The following is an 18,901-nucleotide window of genomic DNA, read 5'->3' as shown; positions in this document are numbered from 1 at the left end:
GGAACTAAGAACTGCTGTTTCTGCTAAAAAATAAACCAATACTAGAAGTCTATGAACGACGTTGTAGCATTGTGTCATTGTTTGTGAATATCGAATATAAGTACTCAGAATTATTTTCGTAGATATGAGATTCCTTTAGTTTTTTTAGTAAGTTGTATCGATGAGTTTCTATTGTCCTCTGACTTAGGAACATTGTTTCTGAGATTTCACGTGAAGTCATATTCTTCAACACTAGGGCGAGTACCTCTTTTTCTCTTTTTGTTAGATTTAAATCTTTGAGATGATCCGTGGTAAGGGATAGATCAACCATATTACTTATCGGATTCGAACAATATGACTCTCCTCTTTTTAATTTATTAAGTGCAAGCTTCAATTCCTGGGGATGTGCATTTTTTGAAATATATACGATATTGTCAAATCGAACTGTGACGTTATAGTCAACAAAATCGGAGTTTTCATATAGAACTAAAACAGAGGTCCTGGCTGTATCGCTTTTAGTATAAGAAAGAAACATCTTGGATTGATTAGCAAAAAACGTTGAATCAACGATGACGATTTTATGTGCGTTCTCTGCGAGAAAGGTTTTGATTTCTTCAATGGATTTTGAATCCAAAATTTGTATGTCGTGACCAAATCCAAAGTTATGGATGGTATATTTAAGTCCAACTCTCATAATATAATGATCTTCAATAATCAACAATTGTAAAGTCGTATTCATAGCAGCTATGTTTATCGGGTGAGTAAAAATTAAAAGATATAGCTATTCCGATCTCTTGAATCATGAATTAAGAGACGGTTGGCGAGGGCTTATGTTATTTAATAGCGGTAAATGGCGCTTTTTGGTAATGGGAAATTCTATAAGCTCGGCAATAAATATCATTTAGCCAATATGAATGGGGGTGAATGAGATGGCATATGAAATCGCGGCCGGTAGGAAGGCCAGCCTATTTCAAAATTAATCTCAGAAAGGAGCGACAAATGCATTCCTACTGGGTTAGAAGGGCCAATAGGCGATTTTTTAATAGTTCGCAATAATGTTCTTTTCATAAGCAGGGCTATTATAAATTCAGTCGTTAATCTATACAAAAACCTTTTTCTAAGAAAAAGTATTATGCAAACGGAGATTTTCTATATGCGAACGTTCAAGTAAGCGGAAATTGCAACAGTTGTTCTTCAGGTTTAGAATTCTCTCAGTGGCTTTTTAAAGGAGTGAAAAGAACTTCTTCATCCCCATAAAGAAGCGTATACATAGAGCAAGTGAACGTTCACATAATCTGTTTTTTTAAGGTTGTCATTATGTAGAAGTTTGAAGAGTTAATTTATCTGCCAACACTAAAAAAACAAATGCCATGGAAAGCTTAGCTGTTATTTTTGGAAACGCTCTTAGCCTATTTGAATTAGAACAATCCGGAGAAGTGGAAACATCATCCTGCTTTGGAGGAATTTAAAAAGGGACCTTATTCCCTTACAAAACCAAACTCTTTCTTCATAAAGAATTATGGATAAGGATAGTTATTACAAAAACGCTGATCGCCTTTATGAAAAGTATAAGAAGCTAGAAATAAGAAAGAATGATAAGCTTGCGGCTCAATTTAATATTGTGAGTGCGGGGCTATTTAATTACTTGCCGGATATTAAAACAGAAAGGCACGAGATTCTATTTAAAGAAATTCTGTTTCATCAAAAGCTAAGTCTATTGGAGCAGGGCCGGAAGGATATTTTAGACAATACTGAAATAAAGAACTTGGAACCCGGGACGTGGAACCAGTTAAAAAGAGACCCGGCAATTATATGTACTTTTCATCTAGGCTCCTATAGATTGATTAATCTGCTACTCGCTGAGCAAGGAGTATCCTTTTCGCTAGTTATTGCGAAAAGTGTATTGGAAAGTCAAGGAGCGTCTTTTACAGAATTGTTTAACCAGGTTTCTGGCCGTGGAAATGCGAGTTTCAATGTTATCGATGCAGAAGCTCCATCTGCTGCTATACAGATGCTTAGGGATTTAAAAAAAGGAAATAGTCTCGTTATTTATATTGATGGTAATACTGGTTCTATCAGTAACGGTGTTCAAAAGGAAAGCTACATCACAGTTCCATTTTTAAATCAGCAAATATCTGTACGTCGCGGTGTTGGCTTTTTGGCACATGCTTCAAACCGGCCAGTGCTTCCGGTGATTTGTTACCGCAATTCATTGAAAAGTATAGTTTTACACTTCTTTAAAGCAATAGCGCCGAATGAGAATCAGAGTCGTGATGCATTTGCCTACGAACTCATTACAAATCTCTATGGTAGTTTCGAACCATTTATCCGACGATACCCTGAACAATGGGAGGGTTGGATTTACCTTCATAAATCCGCCAAAATTATTAATCCTCAGCAGTCTCAACATAATATTAATATGCTGGACCCTTCTGATAAACTGATTTTCAACAAAGAACAGTTTGGATTATTCAAAACAAAAGGGCATTATTACCTTTTTAACAAGGCAAGCTATATGTCGTATTCGGTCAATATGGTTGTTTATAATTTGCTTGAAAATGCCATGGATTGTCCCATAAATAGATCATCAATTGACTTAAATTTGCTTTCTGAGTTGTTTAAACACAATGCATTAATAATCGCATAACGCATGAAGCAAGCTGTCACGGTGTCTACCCGTAGAATTAATATGCAATTATTGCATATCCTAGTTTGGTTAGCTTTTGCGTTTTATATCTACTTTTCTAATAAATTAACCCGGCCGAATGTTACAATAATTGGGACGTTACTTTACTTGGTTCCATATTGTATTACATTTTATATTACCCTTTACTGTCTTAATTTATACAAAGAGAAGGGTGTTTGGTGGAGTATTGCTTCATTCTTTATTGTTTTTGCTGTTATGGGATCGTTAGGGTATCTCTACATTTACTTTCTGTTACCAGCAATTGGAACTCCTGTCCATACCTCAACAGCCTTTAGAGCATTCTTTCAAGAGGCTTTGTGGGGATACATTCGCTTTTTTTCCTTCGCTCTTTTGTATTTTTATGTGAGAAAAGGTATAAAAAAGGAAAGAGCTTATGCTGAGTTGGAAAAACAGGAGCTCAAAACCCAACAGGAAAAGTTGCAGTATGAATATGCTTTTCTTCGGTCTCAAATCAACCCGCATTTTTTGCATAATACACTCAATGCTTTTTTTTCTGAGGCGTTGAATTATTCCCAAGAGTTTGCAGATAATATCTTAAAGCTTTCATCGATAATGAGATATTCAATGGAGGCGCTTGAGTTTGATAGTGGAAAAGTTTTGGTTCAGAAGGAACTGGAACATTTGCAGACCTTAATTGATATCAACAATCTACGTTTTGGAGAGAGTCAGATGATTGTTTATGATGTCGAAGGACCTATTCAGGGGCAAATGGTCCCTCCTCTTTCGTTTATCACAATTGTTGAAAATGCTTTCAAATATGGAGATTTAAAGGATCCAGAAAATCCGCTAATTATTAAAATACGGCTAAGGCCGGGCGAGGTTTATTTTTATTGTTGTAACAAGATAAAGAAGGGTCGTATGCAATTTTCCTCATCTAATATCGGCATAACGAACCTAAGTAAGAGGTTAGATGTGTCTTTTAAGGATAGGTATGATATGAATGCAAAAAGCGAGAAAGGGTTATATATTTTTGAACTAACGGTTAAATAGCCTTAATATGTTTAAATGTGTCGTAATTGATGATGAACAGCCTGCAATTAATGTGCTGGTAAATTACATAAAACGTATTAATGAATTAGAACTGGTTGGCACTAGTACTAATCCTGTAAAAGGTGTCGAAATGGTGAAGGAGCTGGGTGCGGAAGTTGTTTTTCTTGATATACAAATGGAAGAAATGACGGGAATTGAGGCAGTAAGATTATTGGACAACGCGGTTCAAACTATATTTTGTACCGCTTATTCTGAGTTTGCAGTGGAGAGTTATGATTTAAACGCAGTCGATTATTTACTGAAGCCAATTCCGTTTGATCGATTTATGAGAGCAGTGAAAAAGATTCGAAATTTTCCTCAAAAAGATACGCCTGACAAAATTATTGGTGATTACCTCTTTGTTAAAACAGAGATGAAAGGGAAAATGATAAAAGTGCTTATTGATGATATTGATTATGTAGAGGCAAAGAGCAACTATGTCTCCGTGAATATAGGCACAAAGAAAGTGTTAGTCTATTCAACAATGAATGATATGGAAAGATCGCTTTCATTTGCAAACTTTGTAAGAATACACAAATCATTTATTATACCTCTTTCTAAGATTTCTTCAATTGAAGGAAACTTTGTGAATCTTTGGGGTAGTTCTGAACAAATTCCGATTGGCAAGACATACAAAACCGATTTTTTGAATTTAGTAAATACCAAACTACTTTCAAACAGATAAGTCGTCAATCTTAGCGATTAGAAGGTCATTGACTTCTGAAATTATTCTAAAATTAATTTTTAGAAATTCTGCTTAGCCCTAGCTTGAAGTTATTAATTAAGACTCGTTATTTTATTGCTTGTGAGCAGGAGGTCTAAATCTTTGAGTATTGTCTTGCTGAAGGTTTGTTTAATTTTTAATTAACGACCTGAATGTAAAGCTGCTACATTTACCTATTGCTTGGTAAAAGTTAAGGGATTTGAGAAAAATACGTACCGGTACGTATTTTTTTTTGTGTTTCGTATTGATAGTTTTGGTATATGAACTTTTAAGGTAACGTTTAAAACAGATTCTTATGAGCTTACCAAGATACCAGCAATTATGTGAAAAGTTATGCAGACAAAGCCTATTTCTGATACTTTTAATGACATTATTTCATGCATCCAGGGGGCAGTCCATAGATCTTAATCGACCCGTTGGGATGACAGAAGGAATAGCGGGAAGTAACGGTGGAGGGGCCGCTACATACACGATACAGATTGAAATACCTTCGGGAATAAAAAGTGTTCAGCCAGAAGTTTCACTAAGTTATAGCTCCCAGGGTGGCGGAAATGGATATAGTGGCTTAGGCTGGTCATTGTCATCGATTTCCATGATCACAAGGTCTGGTAAGAATGTATTTCATAATGGAATTGCAACACCAGTTGATTATACGGGGAGTAACGATGCTTTTGTTCTTGATGGCCAACGGTTGATGGTGGTTAGTGGCTCCAATGGTGCGGCTGGCTCAGTGTATGGAACAGAACAAGAAGGATTCAGTAAAATTGAGGCTATGAGTGGGAATGGAAATTCTCCTGATTGGTTCAAAGTAACTTCCAAGAATGGGATGGTTCTGGAATATGGGTCAGATAATATGAAGGTACTTACATCCAATGGTACGGAGACTGTTATTTGGTTGTTACGTAGAGTAACTGATGCAAGCGGCAATTATATGCTTTATAATTATAGCATTCAGCCGGTTGGCACTGGAGGCGGTAACTTTTCATTAAGTAGTATCAGTTATGCTGGTAATGTGAATACATCTACAGCTCCTTCATATCAGGTATTATTCACTTATAGCACTAAACAAGATGCGGGAGCACCTATATATGTTGCGGGTACAGCGCTTTATAGTGATAGATTGTTAGATCGAATTGACGTTAAAAAGAGTGATGGCACGCAGATCCGCAGCTATACGCTGACGCACCAGTATTTACGAAAAAGATATTTTCTGACCAGCATTACCGAAGCGGGGGCTAATGGTACGGCATTGAACCCGATTTCGTTTACATATGGTAAAAGTACGGCAGGATCTGACGTGGTTTTAATGAATGAGCATGGTTATAACACCAACCAGAATTATTCAGGGGATTTTGACGGCGATGGAATGCAAGATGTGCAGTCCTTTTCTACCCGATACAATACAGGCAATGGGGAGACGTGGTTTAGAAAATACCAGATCTATGATATTACTACTCAATCAACGGGAATTGGTAAATATGTATATGATATCCAGGCAAAAATACCATACCAGGATGTAAAGGTAATGGGCGCTGATGCGGCTCAGAACCCTTTTGCGGTTACGGATTTTGATGGCGATGGCAAAGATGATGTAGTATTGGCAAAGTTCAATCAGAACAGTTATGACCTAACTGGGCTACATATTAATTATTCGAGAGTGTCGCCCGGACTTAATCCTGGGGATAAGTCCTATGACTATAAAGAAATGGATTATAATACGCTTCCGAGTTCTTTTTATGGAGTTCATAAGCAATGGAAGCAAGGCGGAAGTTTTTTTGTTACCGGCGATTTTGATGGCGATGGTCATGTGGATTATATAATGATAACTGGCATTAGCGGCTATTCCAATGCTTACAAGGCTTTTTTTTCGAGCCCATCTGCAGGCGTGTTTAATGAGGAGATCCTTGGTTTTGGACAGGGTGTAAATGGAGCAACCGGTGATTTTGCCGCAAACTCGGTTGCAGAGTCTAAATCAATTATACCCATCAATTTTGACGGTGATGGGAAAACGGAATTACTGGTGGTAAGGAACGAGGGTAGCTATGTATTAAGAATAATGCCAATCCCCTCATCTTCAGGTTATAGTTATGGAAGTACCGTTTTATATACAACAACAGGTATAAAAACTGATTATCGCATTTTTCCTGGCGATTTTAATGGTGATGGAATCACTGATCTATTTGTTAGACCTTCAAAAGATAATGCTTTTGTACAATGGCAGATTTTTATAGGCACTGGCATTTCATATAATGTGGCGCCATTCGCAGGCGAGCGTTATAGGATCACTTTATTAGGCGACGGCTATAGTAATGGTCAAATGATAAGTGTTGGAGATTTTGATGGTGATGGCAAGTCTGAGATCTGGCATTCGATCGACCAAACAACCTCTTCAAGCAATCATGTAATTTATTACTTCAATGGCACAACATTCACATATGAAGATTATTCTCTTGCCTCTAGTATTAATACAGAATCGCCATATACCACTGGAGACTTTAATGGCGATGGAAAGCCGGATTTCATGAAGATCCGAAATGCGAGCTCAACATCCTATTACGGGCGTTTTCTTCTGACCAAGCCATTCAAAGAGCAGAACCTTTTGGTTTCAGCAAGTAATCTTGGCTATCAAACCAATTTTGATTATGGATTGTTAAATAACAAGGATAACAGTGGGGTCTATAATCGTACGAAAGGAGAATACAACCCTTCAGACTGGTCCTCGCCCTCCCCATATATCCCAGATTATATAGTTCCTGCGCCTCCAATGTATGTTGTGTCAAACATCCGGAGGCCGAACGGGATTGGCTATCAGGCTAACGAATATCACACGTATGAGGATTTAGTTGTTCACAATTCAGGTCGTGGAGTTTTAGGATTTTTGAGGACGGACGTGCGCAACGATATAGGACATGTAAATCGAAGCTGGAATGAGGTTAATTTAACCTACTCTACGCTATACCCTTGGGTAATGCAGATTCATCTGAACAATGGTGGATTGTTAACGCGAACACGCTATGGTATAACATTCCAATCCTTGTCTACAGGCTATCTGGATAAACGGTTCTTTATGAAATACGACCGGGTATTTACTCACGATTGGTTAACTACTGAAGGGAGTGAGGTCTTGAATACCTATGACAACTATGGTAATGTGACGCAACGGATAGCCAACACCGGTGCGACCGATGACTTTAATGTTACTACTTTATTGGAAACAGAGTCTACAAATACAACATACGGAACTTATGCCGGAGGCCCTTATCCAGGCTTTCCGACATCAACAACATCTCAGAAGACTAGAACCGGGCAGCCACAAGTAAGTAAAAGCTCCACTCAAACCTATACCGCGCAAGGGCTGCCGGAAGTGGCTACCGAAAATTCGGGTACTGCCATTGCGACGACAATAACTAATACATATAATGGGTTTGGGTTACTCACTCATTCCGTTACTAGCGCTCCCAGTGTAACAACGCCTATTGTTGATATTGTGTACGATCCAACAGGGCGATTCGTAATAGAAAAAAAACTAACTGGCGGCACAGTGATTAAGAAGGAAACATTCACTTATGATGATCGATGGGGAGTCCACAATACTAAAACCTCAACCGATGGGTTGACAACGACTTATCACTATGATGAATTTGGAAGAATCTCCAAAACGGATTTTCCGGATGCTACAGAAGTTACAATTACAAGAAGTTGGGAGACTACTGCAGGAAATGCCAGGTATAGTATGTTAACGCAGAGGATTGATGGGAGTAAGCCCATAAAAGCCTATATGGACATTTTGGGTAGGGAAATAAAATCCGAAGAGCGTGGATTTAACAATCAGTGGCTCACGAAAGTAAAGTACTATAACTATTACGGCCAGGTAAGCTATGAAACGCTACCCTATTATCCTGGCGAGCCAGTTGATTATACGTATTACTATTATGACAGTTATGGAAGGCCTAGTTCCATTTATAGCAATAACAGTTCGATTACAACAACTTATTCTACTTCTGGCGGTTCAACCTATACGGTGCAGACAACAAATGGTGCAGGCCAGTGGTCCAGCAAAACCGCGGATGCAAGCGGTAAGCTAATTGGAAGCAGTGACAACGGGGCGAATATGAGTTTCACCTATGACAGCTGGGGGAACCAATCAACCGCTGGAAGTAATGGTCAGATTTTTGTAACTAATGTTTATGATAGTTACGGCAGAAAGAGCAGTACTACAGACGCTAATGCATCTACCATTAGCTATGAGTATAATTCCCTTGGCCAGCTGACAAAGCAAACTGATGGGAATAGCAAAATTCAAACATCTACCTATGATGTCTTTGGCAGGCTGCTAACAACCACAGGAACCCAGGGCACCACTACTTATACATACTATTATGATGCCGGCTCGGGGAAAAGTAATGATAATGTTGTCCAGGTAGTGGGCTTTGGGGGCGATGTAAAGGTTTTCCAATATGATAATTTACAAAGATTATCTTCTGAGACATTAACGGCCTCAGGAGGGAGTATGACTAAAAGTTATACTTACGATTCCAGGGGTGAATTGGCAACCACTTCTTATCCTGCTGGATTTTTGATTCGAAACGTCTATGATGATAATGGCATTATTATCCAAAAGAAATACGAACAAGGAGCCACTATAAAAACACTTTTTACAGCCACTGCAATGAATAGCCGAGGCATTTATACGGGTTATAATACTGGAAATGGAAAATCCAAAAGCGTGAACTGGGATTATAGTAAAGAAGCTGCCACGAGATATTATACGGCGGGTATTCAGGACTTAAATCTGGATTTCGAGATGAATACCATGAACCTTCTGAGCAGAACCGATGCAATTAAGAATTTAAGAGAAGATTTTACATATGATGTTTTTGACAGGCTTACCAGTGCCAGGGTGGGTACAACGCAACAGTTTGCCATAACATATGACACGGGTGGTCAAGGGAAAATTTTACAAAAGACAGATATCGGTAATTATAATTATAATACAGCCAAGCCCCATGCTCTTGAAAGCTTAAGCGCGATTAACCCTTCTGGCGCAGATCCTAATACAATAATTGGAACGCAAGTCCATAATATTACGTATACGGCATTTGGGAAAACAGAATCAATAAGCGAAAATGGATATGTACAAACTTATAGTTATGGTTCAGATCAACAACGACTAACCAGTGAATTAAAGTATGGCGGAACTACTGTTGAATCAAAAAGTTATTGGGGAGACATTGAAGGTTTGGTGAAAGGTGGAAATACATATGAGATCTATTACATTCCTGCAGGTAATAGTCTTAATAATATAATTGTTAAGCAAAATGGAATAATTAGTATCTATTATACCTATACGGATCATATTGGAAGTATTGTAGCTGTTACTGATGAAGCGGGAACACTAGTAGCGGAACAGAATTTTGATGCCTGGGGTAGAAAACGCAACCCTAGTAACTGGACCTATAATAGTGTTCCTGCGGTGCCAGACTGGTTATACCGGGGGTTCACCGGGCATGAGCATGTAGCAGTCTTCAACCTGATAAATATGAATGGCCGAATGTATGACCCTATGACGGGAACCATGCTTGGTCCAGACAATTATGTACCAGATCCTTGGAGTCCCTGGGGGTATAATCGTTATAATTATGCTGGGGGGAATCCGTTAAAGTTTGTAGATAGAGATGGAAATTTCGTATTTTTAGCTGCCTTGATTCCGGTTGCCATAGCTGCCGTTAAAGGTGCTGTAATTGCTGCGGCTATTTACTCAGCGGTTACAGTTGTAAATGGTGGAGGATGGACCTGGAGAGGTTTTGGTAGAGCTGCTCTTGGAGGGGCTGTTGGTGGTGCGATCGGAGGCGCGCTTGGCCTTCTGGGCCAATCGATTGGGGCGATTGGGCAGTCGATGGCGTATTCAATAGTCAAAAACGTGGCGACTCAGGTTGGCACTAATCTAGCGCTAGGAAATAAAGTAACTGTTGGTACGGTATTAGGAGCAGCAGCTGGTGGGATTCTGGACGGAGCTATCCCGAATTTTAAAGGTATAAGATTTGAAAAGTATAATTTTGGAGCAGGAGTTGTTAATGCGGTAGCTGAATTAGCAATTACAACTGCCAGAGGTGGATTGGTTGGGGGAATAAGTGCAGAAATAGGTGGAGGAGAGTTTTGGGAAGGAGCAAAAGCTGGAGCGGTTGGAGGGTTTGTTGGAACTACAATTAATCTTGCAGTATTGGGACCTGCAATTGTCCCTACCGGCGATGTTAGGGAAGCTCTGCAAAAAATGGGAAATGACCTAGGAATTAAGCCATTGGGACCATATGGACCGGTTTATAGAGTCCGAGGAATATGGGCAAGAGGCCTAACGGTGGGTAAGTCGGCTATGATTAATAATCACAACGGATTAGATGACGTCAATACATGGGTACACGAAACTTATCATTTTTATCAACAAATAACTCAAGGTTGGTCGGTCCAATTTATGAAAGGAATTTATGAGCAGTGGTGGATGGGATTAAGAAATATGTTTGTGCCAAGTAACCAAAGAATAAATCCTTATTATGATAAGGGCTATAACGAAAATGACGCCCACATTTACGATCAGAAATGGTAATTAAAAAAGTCAGGCATGCAAAAGCTAATTATCTTATTGTTTATTGCTTCAACTTCTAGCAATTTTGTTTGCAACGTACATAAGCGGCCAGATGACTGGATACTTTTAGAGAAAGCAAACCTTAGCGAACTTAAAAGAGATTCGGCTAAAGTAACGTATCAAAATGCCGACATCACCTTTTATGGTCCTGGGTCTCTGTTGTTAACAACAACAATATCTTTTGGTTTCTTTATGAAAATAGAAAATCACAGCAATAATGATGTAAAAATACCAAGAAATTTGTTTCAATTAATATCTCAAAATCCCGAACTTAAATTTGATGTCAAAAAGTATAACTATTCCGATTCGATTCTAGTGGGCGCTCTTTCTAAAATTGATGGAGAGTCCTTAGTCTTTCAATCTATCGAAAACTTTTCAGAAAAAAAGTATAAAGAGGTTTTAAAAAAGGACACTTTAGCATTAATGTTTAACGGGCAAAAACTTTATAATTTGGTAGGAAAGAATTATTGAGGTGTTAATGATTTACTTGCAAGATTTGTTTTTGAGAAAAGAAGTGATGACTAAATTGCATCAAATGGTAGCATTGGTGCCCGGTAAATAAAATTTACTAAAAATGAAATTCCTGCTATTATTGCTTCTTGGATTAATCAATTTGAGTTGTACATCCTCAAGGCCCCAATTGTATAAAAAACCGGACGAGTGGGTGGATATGCATTCCATGATGAAAAGAAATGTATACCATGTAGAAAATTGTGAAATGACAGTTAATGGGCTTTTTACTTCAGTACCCGGAATGGGCTCAAAAAAGCATATATCAGTTGGCCTATTTTGTGATTTTAAAAATGTTTCTTCAAATGAAATAGAGATTGCAAAAAGTAGGTTTAAGTTAATTTCTGGTAATTATCAGTTTGAAAATGTTTCAAATGAAAAAACTGTTGATTCTACCCTTAGTATTAATCCCGGAGCAACTATAAAGCAATCATCTTTAGTATATAATGGCAAAAATGGTATTTCATATGATGAGTACCAAAGTTTTCTCAAAAGTGATACAATTAGTCTATTTTTTGATGATGTTTTACTTTCAAGATTTGTTTTATGAAAAAAAATAGCTGCGAACTTTTTGTATGGGGAGCTATAAATGGGTGTTCTTATTATGGGCGCTAATTTTCTCCACTGCATGTCCTTATTAGAATATATTTCGTATTAAAGCTGAAACTCTTGAGAGTTCATTAATTACCCATTAAACCTGTGGGTGTATTATATAAGAACAAGGAAACGGTGCAGAACTGCGAAGTAGTGATCAATGTTAATAACGGGCAGCGCGATTATTTTCCACACGTATCCTAATGATCCGGACACATACGAATCTCTCAGCAGAGCAGACTTTAAATTAGCTGCAAAAAATAAGGCGAATAGATTGATTGCTATTGGATGGAAAAATATTCACATGAACGATACGAAGACTCGTCCCATATATGCCGGAATATATGAATCAGCTCACAAATAGTCAATGGTAACAAATTTACGGACCGAAGTTTGTGACAAAGCCAATTAATAATTCTTATTTTAACCATTGACAGAATTTTATTGAAGTGCTTATGTTAAAATGATATCTGCAGGCTGAAGATTGGCACAAATTCAAAAACTAAAAAATGCGAATTGCGGTACTTTTATTTTTATCCATAATAATAGGAAGTTGTGGAGCCTCTGTTAAATCGAGCTTTCAGAATACTGGCAAACCATTGACAGTTGATGATAGGGTTGCTTTTTTGGACATCAATCACATTGTACCGGATAATGCCAAAAAACTGGGTACTGCAAAGTTTGGAGACAGCGGATTTTCTACAGATTGCGATTTTAATTCAAATCTTGTCAAAGCCAGAAAAATCGCACGACAGAATGGGGCAAACATAGTGAAAGTAACTGAAAAGAAAACGCCGGATTTATGGAGTACCTGCTATAGGATAAAAGTCGATTTTTATTTATACGAAGGCAATGTAGCAAGCTTACGACAATATCGGCTTCAAATAGATTAAAACTACCTTTTTAATATTTATTCAAATGAGAAAATCATTTTTTATTTTGACAATTACTGTTTCAGTATTATGTACAGGTTGCGCAACTATCATTTCTGGATCAAGACAATTGGTAAAATTTAATAGCACTCCAGCTTCGGCCACAGTTTACATTGATGAAGTGGAAGTGGGTAAAACCCCATACGAGATGAAGCTTAAACGAAACAAAGAACATCATGTGATGATTAAATTGGACGGTTATCGAACTTATGAAACTAACCTTAAAAAAGGGTTCAATGCGTGGTATATAGGAAATATTGCAATTGGAGGGTTAGTAGGATTAATCATAGATCCCATTACCGGAGCAATGTACAAACTCAGTCCAAATGCAATTAATGCCGAAATGGAACAGGGGACAACTTTTAAAGGAGATAAGAGGAATATTTATGTTGCAGTTTCTTTAAAGATCGATCCCCATTGGGAAAAGGTTGGGCAGTTGGAAAAGTTGTAAAAATGGTGAATTCTCATTATTATTATACATTACCTTACTGATTGGGCAGAATGTTATATTCAATTAATAATTTCTTCAAACGTTGCCATAAGCTATTTTGGTCGATTTTTAGCAATTCTGCGGTTTGCTGGAGTGCCATCAGCAGCTCTTGCCGGACATTACACTGGTAATACCGTATTCTACTGTAGCTATTTTTGATCTTTTCGCGTAATAAATTTTCATTTAGGATCTCGTTTGTGATGGTATAAGGAAATAACAACCACAACTTTTTTAGCCGGCTCAAAATAGTACACTAAACTAAATGGGAGCTCCTTTCATCGTACCACGTAAAGGCGTTTTCATATTCCTGGGCTGCAACAGGATCAACAGGTCTACTTAATAACGGGCATTCGATCAACTTTTATTCTTTCTTATGGTTTTAAGGCGTTTGTTCATTTCTGCCGGGGCACCATTTTACCACCTTTTAAATAATGCTCCAACCTGTTATCAAGCTCTTCCTTAAAATCCTCGGTATATTCAATTGAGTTCTCCCTAATTTCACCTTCTACCATTACATAAATAGCCTTTAGCTTTTTATCATCAGCTATTTCCAGGTAATTATGCAATTCTTCTTTTATAGTGGCAGTCTTCATGCTAAAAATTTAGTTCCTCCCTCCTAGTAATTGCTGTAAAAAAATCTACCGTTGGGGGGTATCAAAGTTAGCCAAAAAAAGGTTCGTTTCCTCCTTTTGTCAAGGAACACTTTCGATATACCTTAATTCCGGATGAAATTTTCTTTCAAACTTTATTGATGCACTCGCCTTTTGTTGGTAGAATACAAAATGAAAATTATAAGTATATTGATTGGTGTAGCGGACCTGAGTTTCCCCAAATATTGACGTTAAATGACTATGAAGAACTTAAGGATTCGAACGCCTATTTCTCGAGAAAAATTAATTGTTCCGTAAATCCTATGTTGATTAGGGTGATTTGTGAAAACTTGTTGATAGGTTAGCAAGATATCAAATTGCTAATTTACCAATGCTCTATACATATTATCTGTGTAAAAGTATATAAGACGCGATTGTTGTACTCTCGCTACAATAGCAAGAAGATTAAAGTGGAAAAGATAAATACAGATAAGATCCAATGAAGTTTGGATCCCAGCCCATATAAAAAATAATCCCATCCACTTCTAAAACGTATTTCCGGAACATTTTTAATATCCTTCTTTAGATCCTTATGCATTTCATTTATCCGGATGAGCAGGTACAAAATATCATCATCTATCTGCACCCCAAATTTTTCCTTGTAGTGCATCTTAAACTGCCCTAATATTTTTTCATAGTTGTTTTCCATAGATTAAATTTTTTTCAGTTCCCTTCGTAAAATAAGTTTAACCCCCAAGGCATGATAATCAACCAAACCACTCCCTGATCGAATATTGTTTAAAATAATCTGGCCAGATCTCCTGTCCGGGTGAAATTCCCCATACTGATACACCTGTTTAATCAAACCCTTTGTACTTTTTGCGAACTCCCTTGCTTCGGTAACCAACTGATCATAGTTATAAAAAGTAAACTGGTTTAGATAGACCGAAATATCAAAATGTCCCTTCGTTATTCCCGTTATTTTTTTCAGATACAACATACAGGTTTCATAGGCGGGTCCGCCCGCTACAATTATATTGAAAACTATTTTTGCTTTTAGCTCCCGTTCGATTTCTTTAAATTCATCAATTGTAAAATCGAGCGTAAGCAGGCCAAGCAATTGTTCGCTCTCTGGTGCGCCAAAATCAATATAGAAATGACTCGCTGGCTGCCTGTTCAATGCTTCAATTACTTCGACAAACCGTTCCCGATCTAGTTTCCGGTTCCGGTCGTAAATATCTGTCCTGATTAGTCTTCCCTTTTTGCTGATAAATTCCAGTTGGGCAAGGCTTGACTGTGTGGAGCTATCCAGGTCCACAAACATTACCGATTCATCAGCCTCGTATTTCAAAGCCTGCAAATAGGTGAGCATGGATTTCCCCACTCCTCCCTTGGATTGGATGTTAAAATAGAATGTTTTCATATTTTCTTAGGTTTTACAATTTCAAGTATTATGGGTTCTGGCTGTGTGATTGCAGTTCGCAGATCGGAAGGTGTAAACTCTTTCCATGATTTTTTCGGCTTGGTGGCCGAGTTTTTATTGTATTTCTTACGATATCTGCTGAGCCAGGTATAAAAGGATTTTTTATTTAAAAGAATGGTATCACTGCCCACCAAATCAGATAAAAGGAAGTAGAGTGTTCCCGGCTTTTTATTGAGGAGATCCGCTTCAGAAAACAGATCAACAAGAAGATCGTAGTTTCCATAGCCATGCCCTTGCAGGCGCTTTTTTAAAAGTGCTACTGTGTCTTTCATAGGTGTTTCAGCCGTAAAAGTATAATCTTTTTGTCGATTGTAATGCATCCACATAACAGATTTTTTCAAAACAGGTAGAGTTTGAAGAATAATGAGGAAGGTTGAAAAGGATTGAAGAATACGCTGGTATTTGCCAATAACCTCTGTCGAAAATTAAAGCCTTTTGAAGATCATTGAGGGATCGCCTATAAAATCTTTCAAACCCTATAAATCATCTTCAAAGAGTTGCAGGATGTACTTTTGTGTTCACAAAGGTGTCCTGCCCACTCAGAGCGGGAATTGACGCAACTTAAAAAATATAAGATATGAGTATCCTCCAAAATGCAATTGATTCAATCCAAATAGGACTGGAAGACTACAAGAGTGCAGATCCAAAGCGAAGCTTATCGGCAGCAAGAAATATCACATCTGGAGTTTTGCTCTTATTTAAAGAAAAATTATTGCGTTTATCTCCTCCTAATTGCAATGAAGTTTTAATAAAAAAAGACATTCTTCCTATTTGGGATTCTAAAAATAGTAGGGTGACATTTGAAGGCAGAGGAAAAAAAACGGTCGATGTTCATCAAATTAAAGAGCGCTTTATATCATTAGAGGTTAAAGTAAATTGGAATATATTCGACGACATTATTAAGTTGAGAAATAATATCGAGCATTATTATACTGACAAAGCGTCAACGGCAATCATGGAAATCATCTCCAAGGCTTTTATCATAATACGTAACTTCTGTATTGAATACCTTGAGGAAGACCCGCGTTCATTATTTGGCCAGAAATCTTGGAATGTCTTTTTAGAAGCAGATGAAATTTATCAATCGGAAAAAAACATTTGCACCCAATCATTAGCAAAAATAGACTGGTCATACACGGCAATAAAGGATGGAATAAAGGCTATCCGTTGTCCAAATTGCGAATCTGATCTTATCATGGGAAATAAAGACTTAAAATACAAACCGGGAATGGGCTTTGGATTAAAGTGTAAAAAATGTGATAATTTGATTGATTTTGAAGAAGTTATAGAAGATTGTATTCACGAGGCCTTATACATTGATAATTTTATAGCAGTAAAGGATGGTGGTGATTCTCCATATGATTTTTGCCCCGAATGCAGTAAAGAAGTTTATGTTTTTGAAGAGAACGTATGCCTTAATTGCGGTTATACCGAAGAACAAAAGCGATGTGTTGTATGCCACACTCCTCTAGGTTTAGAAGAAGCCCATGAGGGGAGTCTTTGCTCATATCATCGATTGATAGCAGAAAAGAATGACTAAAGACCTATAATTATATTAGGGGATAAGCATGTTATAGAATATTATACTTTTGTAGTTCAGTTTAGATCCTATGAAAACAAAAACCCTTGAAAAGGCTACCACAAGCCTGCATATCCGCTTGCGCCCATCGGAGAAAGCAATGCTCTTGAAAAAGACAGAAGCAGCTAATTGTTCCATTACCGAGTTTGTAATTCAGCAGGTCAACAACAACCGGCATATGCCAGGTGACAGAAAAACATTTATTACCGGCCTGCATTTACTTTCATCTGAAGTACACCGGATCGGCGTAAATATCAACCAGGTCGTTCATTTAATGCACCAGGAAAAGCTGACCGGGCATACACATGCGGGATCTCTCCAAAAGTTTAACCAGCTGTTCGGAGCTTATCATCAGTTGCTTAACGAGGTAAGGTCGCTGTTTCAGAAAATCGTTTCCCATGAGCAAGCTGGTATTTAAAATCCTGCCGCCATCAGCAAGCTTTCATGGGCTGGATTATAATGAGCGAAAATGCAAGAAGGGATCCGCCGAGTTATTGCATTTTGGCAATTTCGGGCTTTTGCAGGCTGGATCACACGCCCCATCGAAAAAGCAGATGAAATCCTATATGGATTTGATTTGCTCCGGGAACAAACGTATCCGGAATAAACAGTTTCATGCAATAATGAGCTGCAAAGGAAAAACGTTTTCGTTTGAACAGCTTAGGTCAAATGCCCTTGAGGTTATGAGCAGGTTGGGTTATGAATACAACCCCATTGTTATTTATGGACATGCAGATACCGAAAACTATCATGTACATATTATCACAACAAGGATCAGGATAGATGGAAAAAAAGTCCCCCACCATTTTGAAGGCAAGCGTGCCAATGAAATGCTGAACCAGATCTTACTTACTGATAAGAAGCAATTGTTTGCTGCGGAATTAAACCACTGCCTAAGTTATTCCTTTTCTTCTATCGCTCAATTCCGGCTGCTGATGGAGCAAAAGGGATATCGGGTTAAAACCACGAGTGACCACCTGGAGTTTTTCAAGTACGGCAGCAGGCAGGGCACTATTGCGATCCAAGCGGTTAACGCAAAAATCAATACCGAAATCCCCTCCGACTTGCAGATGAAGGCCATTATCCGCAAATACAAGGATGCGCTCAACACTCATCCGATACAATCCCCGAACGAGAAGTATTCAACCGCAAAGAAGGAATACCGAATAGCGCTAACCGAGGATCTCTATAAAAAATTTGGCTGGCAGTTTGTTTTCTTTAAAAACCCCAAACATGATAAGCCATACGGCTATGTAATTATTGATCACCCAAAAAAGATCGTTCATAAAGGCAGCGCCATTTTCCCTTTAAATGAACTACTATCGCCCAGAGGGGAAGCGCTCAGCGCTCCGAAATCCATGTCAAATAGCGAGAGAACCCCGGTTCAGCATCAAACAGGAACCTCTACCCAGGAGCAATCAACACCCCCTTCAAAAAAGCCTGATACAATCAACCCTCTAAAAGTAATTGACAAAGTAATCGGCGAGGCAGAATTTGATGCCGAGCAGGAATTACACAAAGCACATGACGCTAAACGAAAAAGAGGCCGTTACTTGTAGAAGGGGATTGATTTTAAAAAATTATCTTTAAAAAAGATAAAATAATATACTCAATAAAGATATTTTCTTATCTTGCACCTGAAAA

16 protein-coding genes are annotated in these 18,901 nt (G+C 38.0%); 11 read left to right on the top strand and 5 right to left on the bottom strand.

Features of this window, described 5'->3' with window-relative positions; all coding sequences use genetic code 11:
• Window positions 1-49 precede the first annotated feature (49 nt).
• On the bottom strand, window positions 50-718 hold the full coding sequence (locus GGU45_RS06850) for a LuxR C-terminal-related transcriptional regulator (RefSeq protein ID WP_435223234.1): 669 nt from the start codon (window positions 716-718) through the stop codon (window positions 50-52).
• A 780-nt stretch (window positions 719-1,498) separates the two neighbouring features.
• Here GGU45_RS06850 and GGU45_RS06845 point away from each other — a divergent pair.
• The 8 genes from GGU45_RS06845 to GGU45_RS06810 all read left to right on the top strand — a co-directional run bounded on the left by GGU45_RS06845 (window position 1,499) and on the right by GGU45_RS06810 (window position 13,566).
• Complete coding sequence (locus GGU45_RS06845; RefSeq protein ID WP_435223232.1) at window positions 1,499-2,626, top strand: lysophospholipid acyltransferase family protein; 1,128 nt, start codon at window positions 1,499-1,501, stop codon at window positions 2,624-2,626.
• Between the two features lie 3 nt (window positions 2,627-2,629).
• Window positions 2,630-3,676, top strand: a complete 1,047-nt coding sequence (locus GGU45_RS06840; RefSeq protein ID WP_435223230.1) for a sensor histidine kinase — start codon at window positions 2,630-2,632, stop codon at window positions 3,674-3,676.
• Window positions 3,677-3,683: 7 nt separating this feature from the next.
• A complete protein-coding gene (locus GGU45_RS06835; RefSeq protein ID WP_435223228.1) occupies window positions 3,684-4,400 on the top strand; it encodes a LytR/AlgR family response regulator transcription factor in 717 nt (238 codons plus the stop codon).
• Window positions 4,401-4,860: 460 nt separating this feature from the next.
• Window positions 4,861-11,040 carry an FG-GAP-like repeat-containing protein gene (locus GGU45_RS06830; protein WP_435223227.1) on the top strand — a complete coding sequence of 2,060 codons (6,180 nt, stop codon included), beginning with the start codon at window positions 4,861-4,863 and terminating at the stop codon, window positions 11,038-11,040.
• A 15-nt stretch (window positions 11,041-11,055) separates the two neighbouring features.
• Window positions 11,056-11,550 (top strand): hypothetical protein, encoded by a 495-nt coding sequence (locus GGU45_RS06825; protein WP_435223225.1) that lies wholly within the window; start codon window positions 11,056-11,058, stop codon window positions 11,548-11,550.
• Window positions 11,551-11,653: 103 nt separating this feature from the next.
• Window positions 11,654-12,139 carry a hypothetical protein gene (locus GGU45_RS06820; RefSeq protein WP_435223223.1) on the top strand — a complete coding sequence of 162 codons (486 nt, stop codon included), beginning with the start codon at window positions 11,654-11,656 and terminating at the stop codon, window positions 12,137-12,139.
• Between the two features lie 553 nt (window positions 12,140-12,692).
• On the top strand, window positions 12,693-13,076 hold the full coding sequence (locus GGU45_RS06815; RefSeq protein WP_435223222.1) for a hypothetical protein: 384 nt from the start codon (window positions 12,693-12,695) through the stop codon (window positions 13,074-13,076).
• A 25-nt stretch (window positions 13,077-13,101) separates the two neighbouring features.
• On the top strand, window positions 13,102-13,566 hold the full coding sequence (locus GGU45_RS06810; RefSeq protein WP_435223220.1) for a PEGA domain-containing protein: 465 nt from the start codon (window positions 13,102-13,104) through the stop codon (window positions 13,564-13,566).
• Window positions 13,567-13,997: 431 nt separating this feature from the next.
• Here GGU45_RS06810 and GGU45_RS06805 read toward each other — a convergent pair whose 3' ends face one another.
• From GGU45_RS06805 to GGU45_RS06790, 4 genes are all read right to left on the bottom strand, one after another.
• Window positions 13,998-14,198, bottom strand: a complete 201-nt coding sequence (locus tag GGU45_RS06805; RefSeq protein ID WP_435223218.1) for a hypothetical protein — start codon at window positions 14,196-14,198, stop codon at window positions 13,998-14,000.
• A gap of 445 nt (window positions 14,199-14,643) precedes the next feature.
• Entirely contained in the window at window positions 14,644-14,904 is a 261-nt protein-coding gene (locus GGU45_RS06800; protein WP_435223216.1) for a hypothetical protein, read from the bottom strand.
• 3 nt (window positions 14,905-14,907) lie between these two features.
• The gene (locus GGU45_RS06795; protein WP_435223214.1) at window positions 14,908-15,618 is read right to left on the bottom strand and encodes a P-loop NTPase family protein; all 711 of its coding nucleotides are present in this window, start codon (window positions 15,616-15,618) and stop codon (window positions 14,908-14,910) included.
• Window positions 15,615-16,019 carry a hypothetical protein gene (locus tag GGU45_RS06790; protein WP_435223212.1) on the bottom strand — a complete coding sequence of 135 codons (405 nt, stop codon included), beginning with the start codon at window positions 16,017-16,019 and terminating at the stop codon, window positions 15,615-15,617. The genes GGU45_RS06795 and GGU45_RS06790 overlap by 4 nt, the downstream gene beginning before the upstream one ends.
• Window positions 16,020-16,255: 236 nt before the next feature.
• Between GGU45_RS06790 and GGU45_RS06785 the strand changes: the two genes are divergently transcribed.
• The 3 genes from GGU45_RS06785 (at window position 16,256) to GGU45_RS06775 (ending at window position 18,816) form a co-directional block, all read left to right on the top strand.
• Window positions 16,256-17,218 (top strand): hypothetical protein, encoded by a 963-nt coding sequence (locus GGU45_RS06785; RefSeq protein ID WP_435223210.1) that lies wholly within the window; start codon window positions 16,256-16,258, stop codon window positions 17,216-17,218.
• Between the two features lie 70 nt (window positions 17,219-17,288).
• Window positions 17,289-17,675, top strand: a complete 387-nt coding sequence (locus tag GGU45_RS06780) for a plasmid mobilization protein (RefSeq protein ID WP_435223208.1) — start codon at window positions 17,289-17,291, stop codon at window positions 17,673-17,675.
• Entirely contained in the window at window positions 17,656-18,816 is a 1,161-nt protein-coding gene (locus GGU45_RS06775; protein WP_435223207.1) for a relaxase/mobilization nuclease domain-containing protein, read from the top strand. Before GGU45_RS06780 ends, GGU45_RS06775 begins: the two co-directional genes overlap by 20 nt.
• The last annotated feature ends 85 nt before the right edge of the window (window positions 18,817-18,901 follow it).

It is taken from the genome of Niabella hirudinis (assembly GCF_051201075.1).
In the GTDB taxonomy this organism is placed as follows: Bacteria; Bacteroidota; Bacteroidia; order Chitinophagales; family Chitinophagaceae; genus Niabella; species Niabella hirudinis.
Note: the sequence above shows the minus strand (reverse complement) of the source record. Positions and strands in the feature narration are given on the sequence as shown.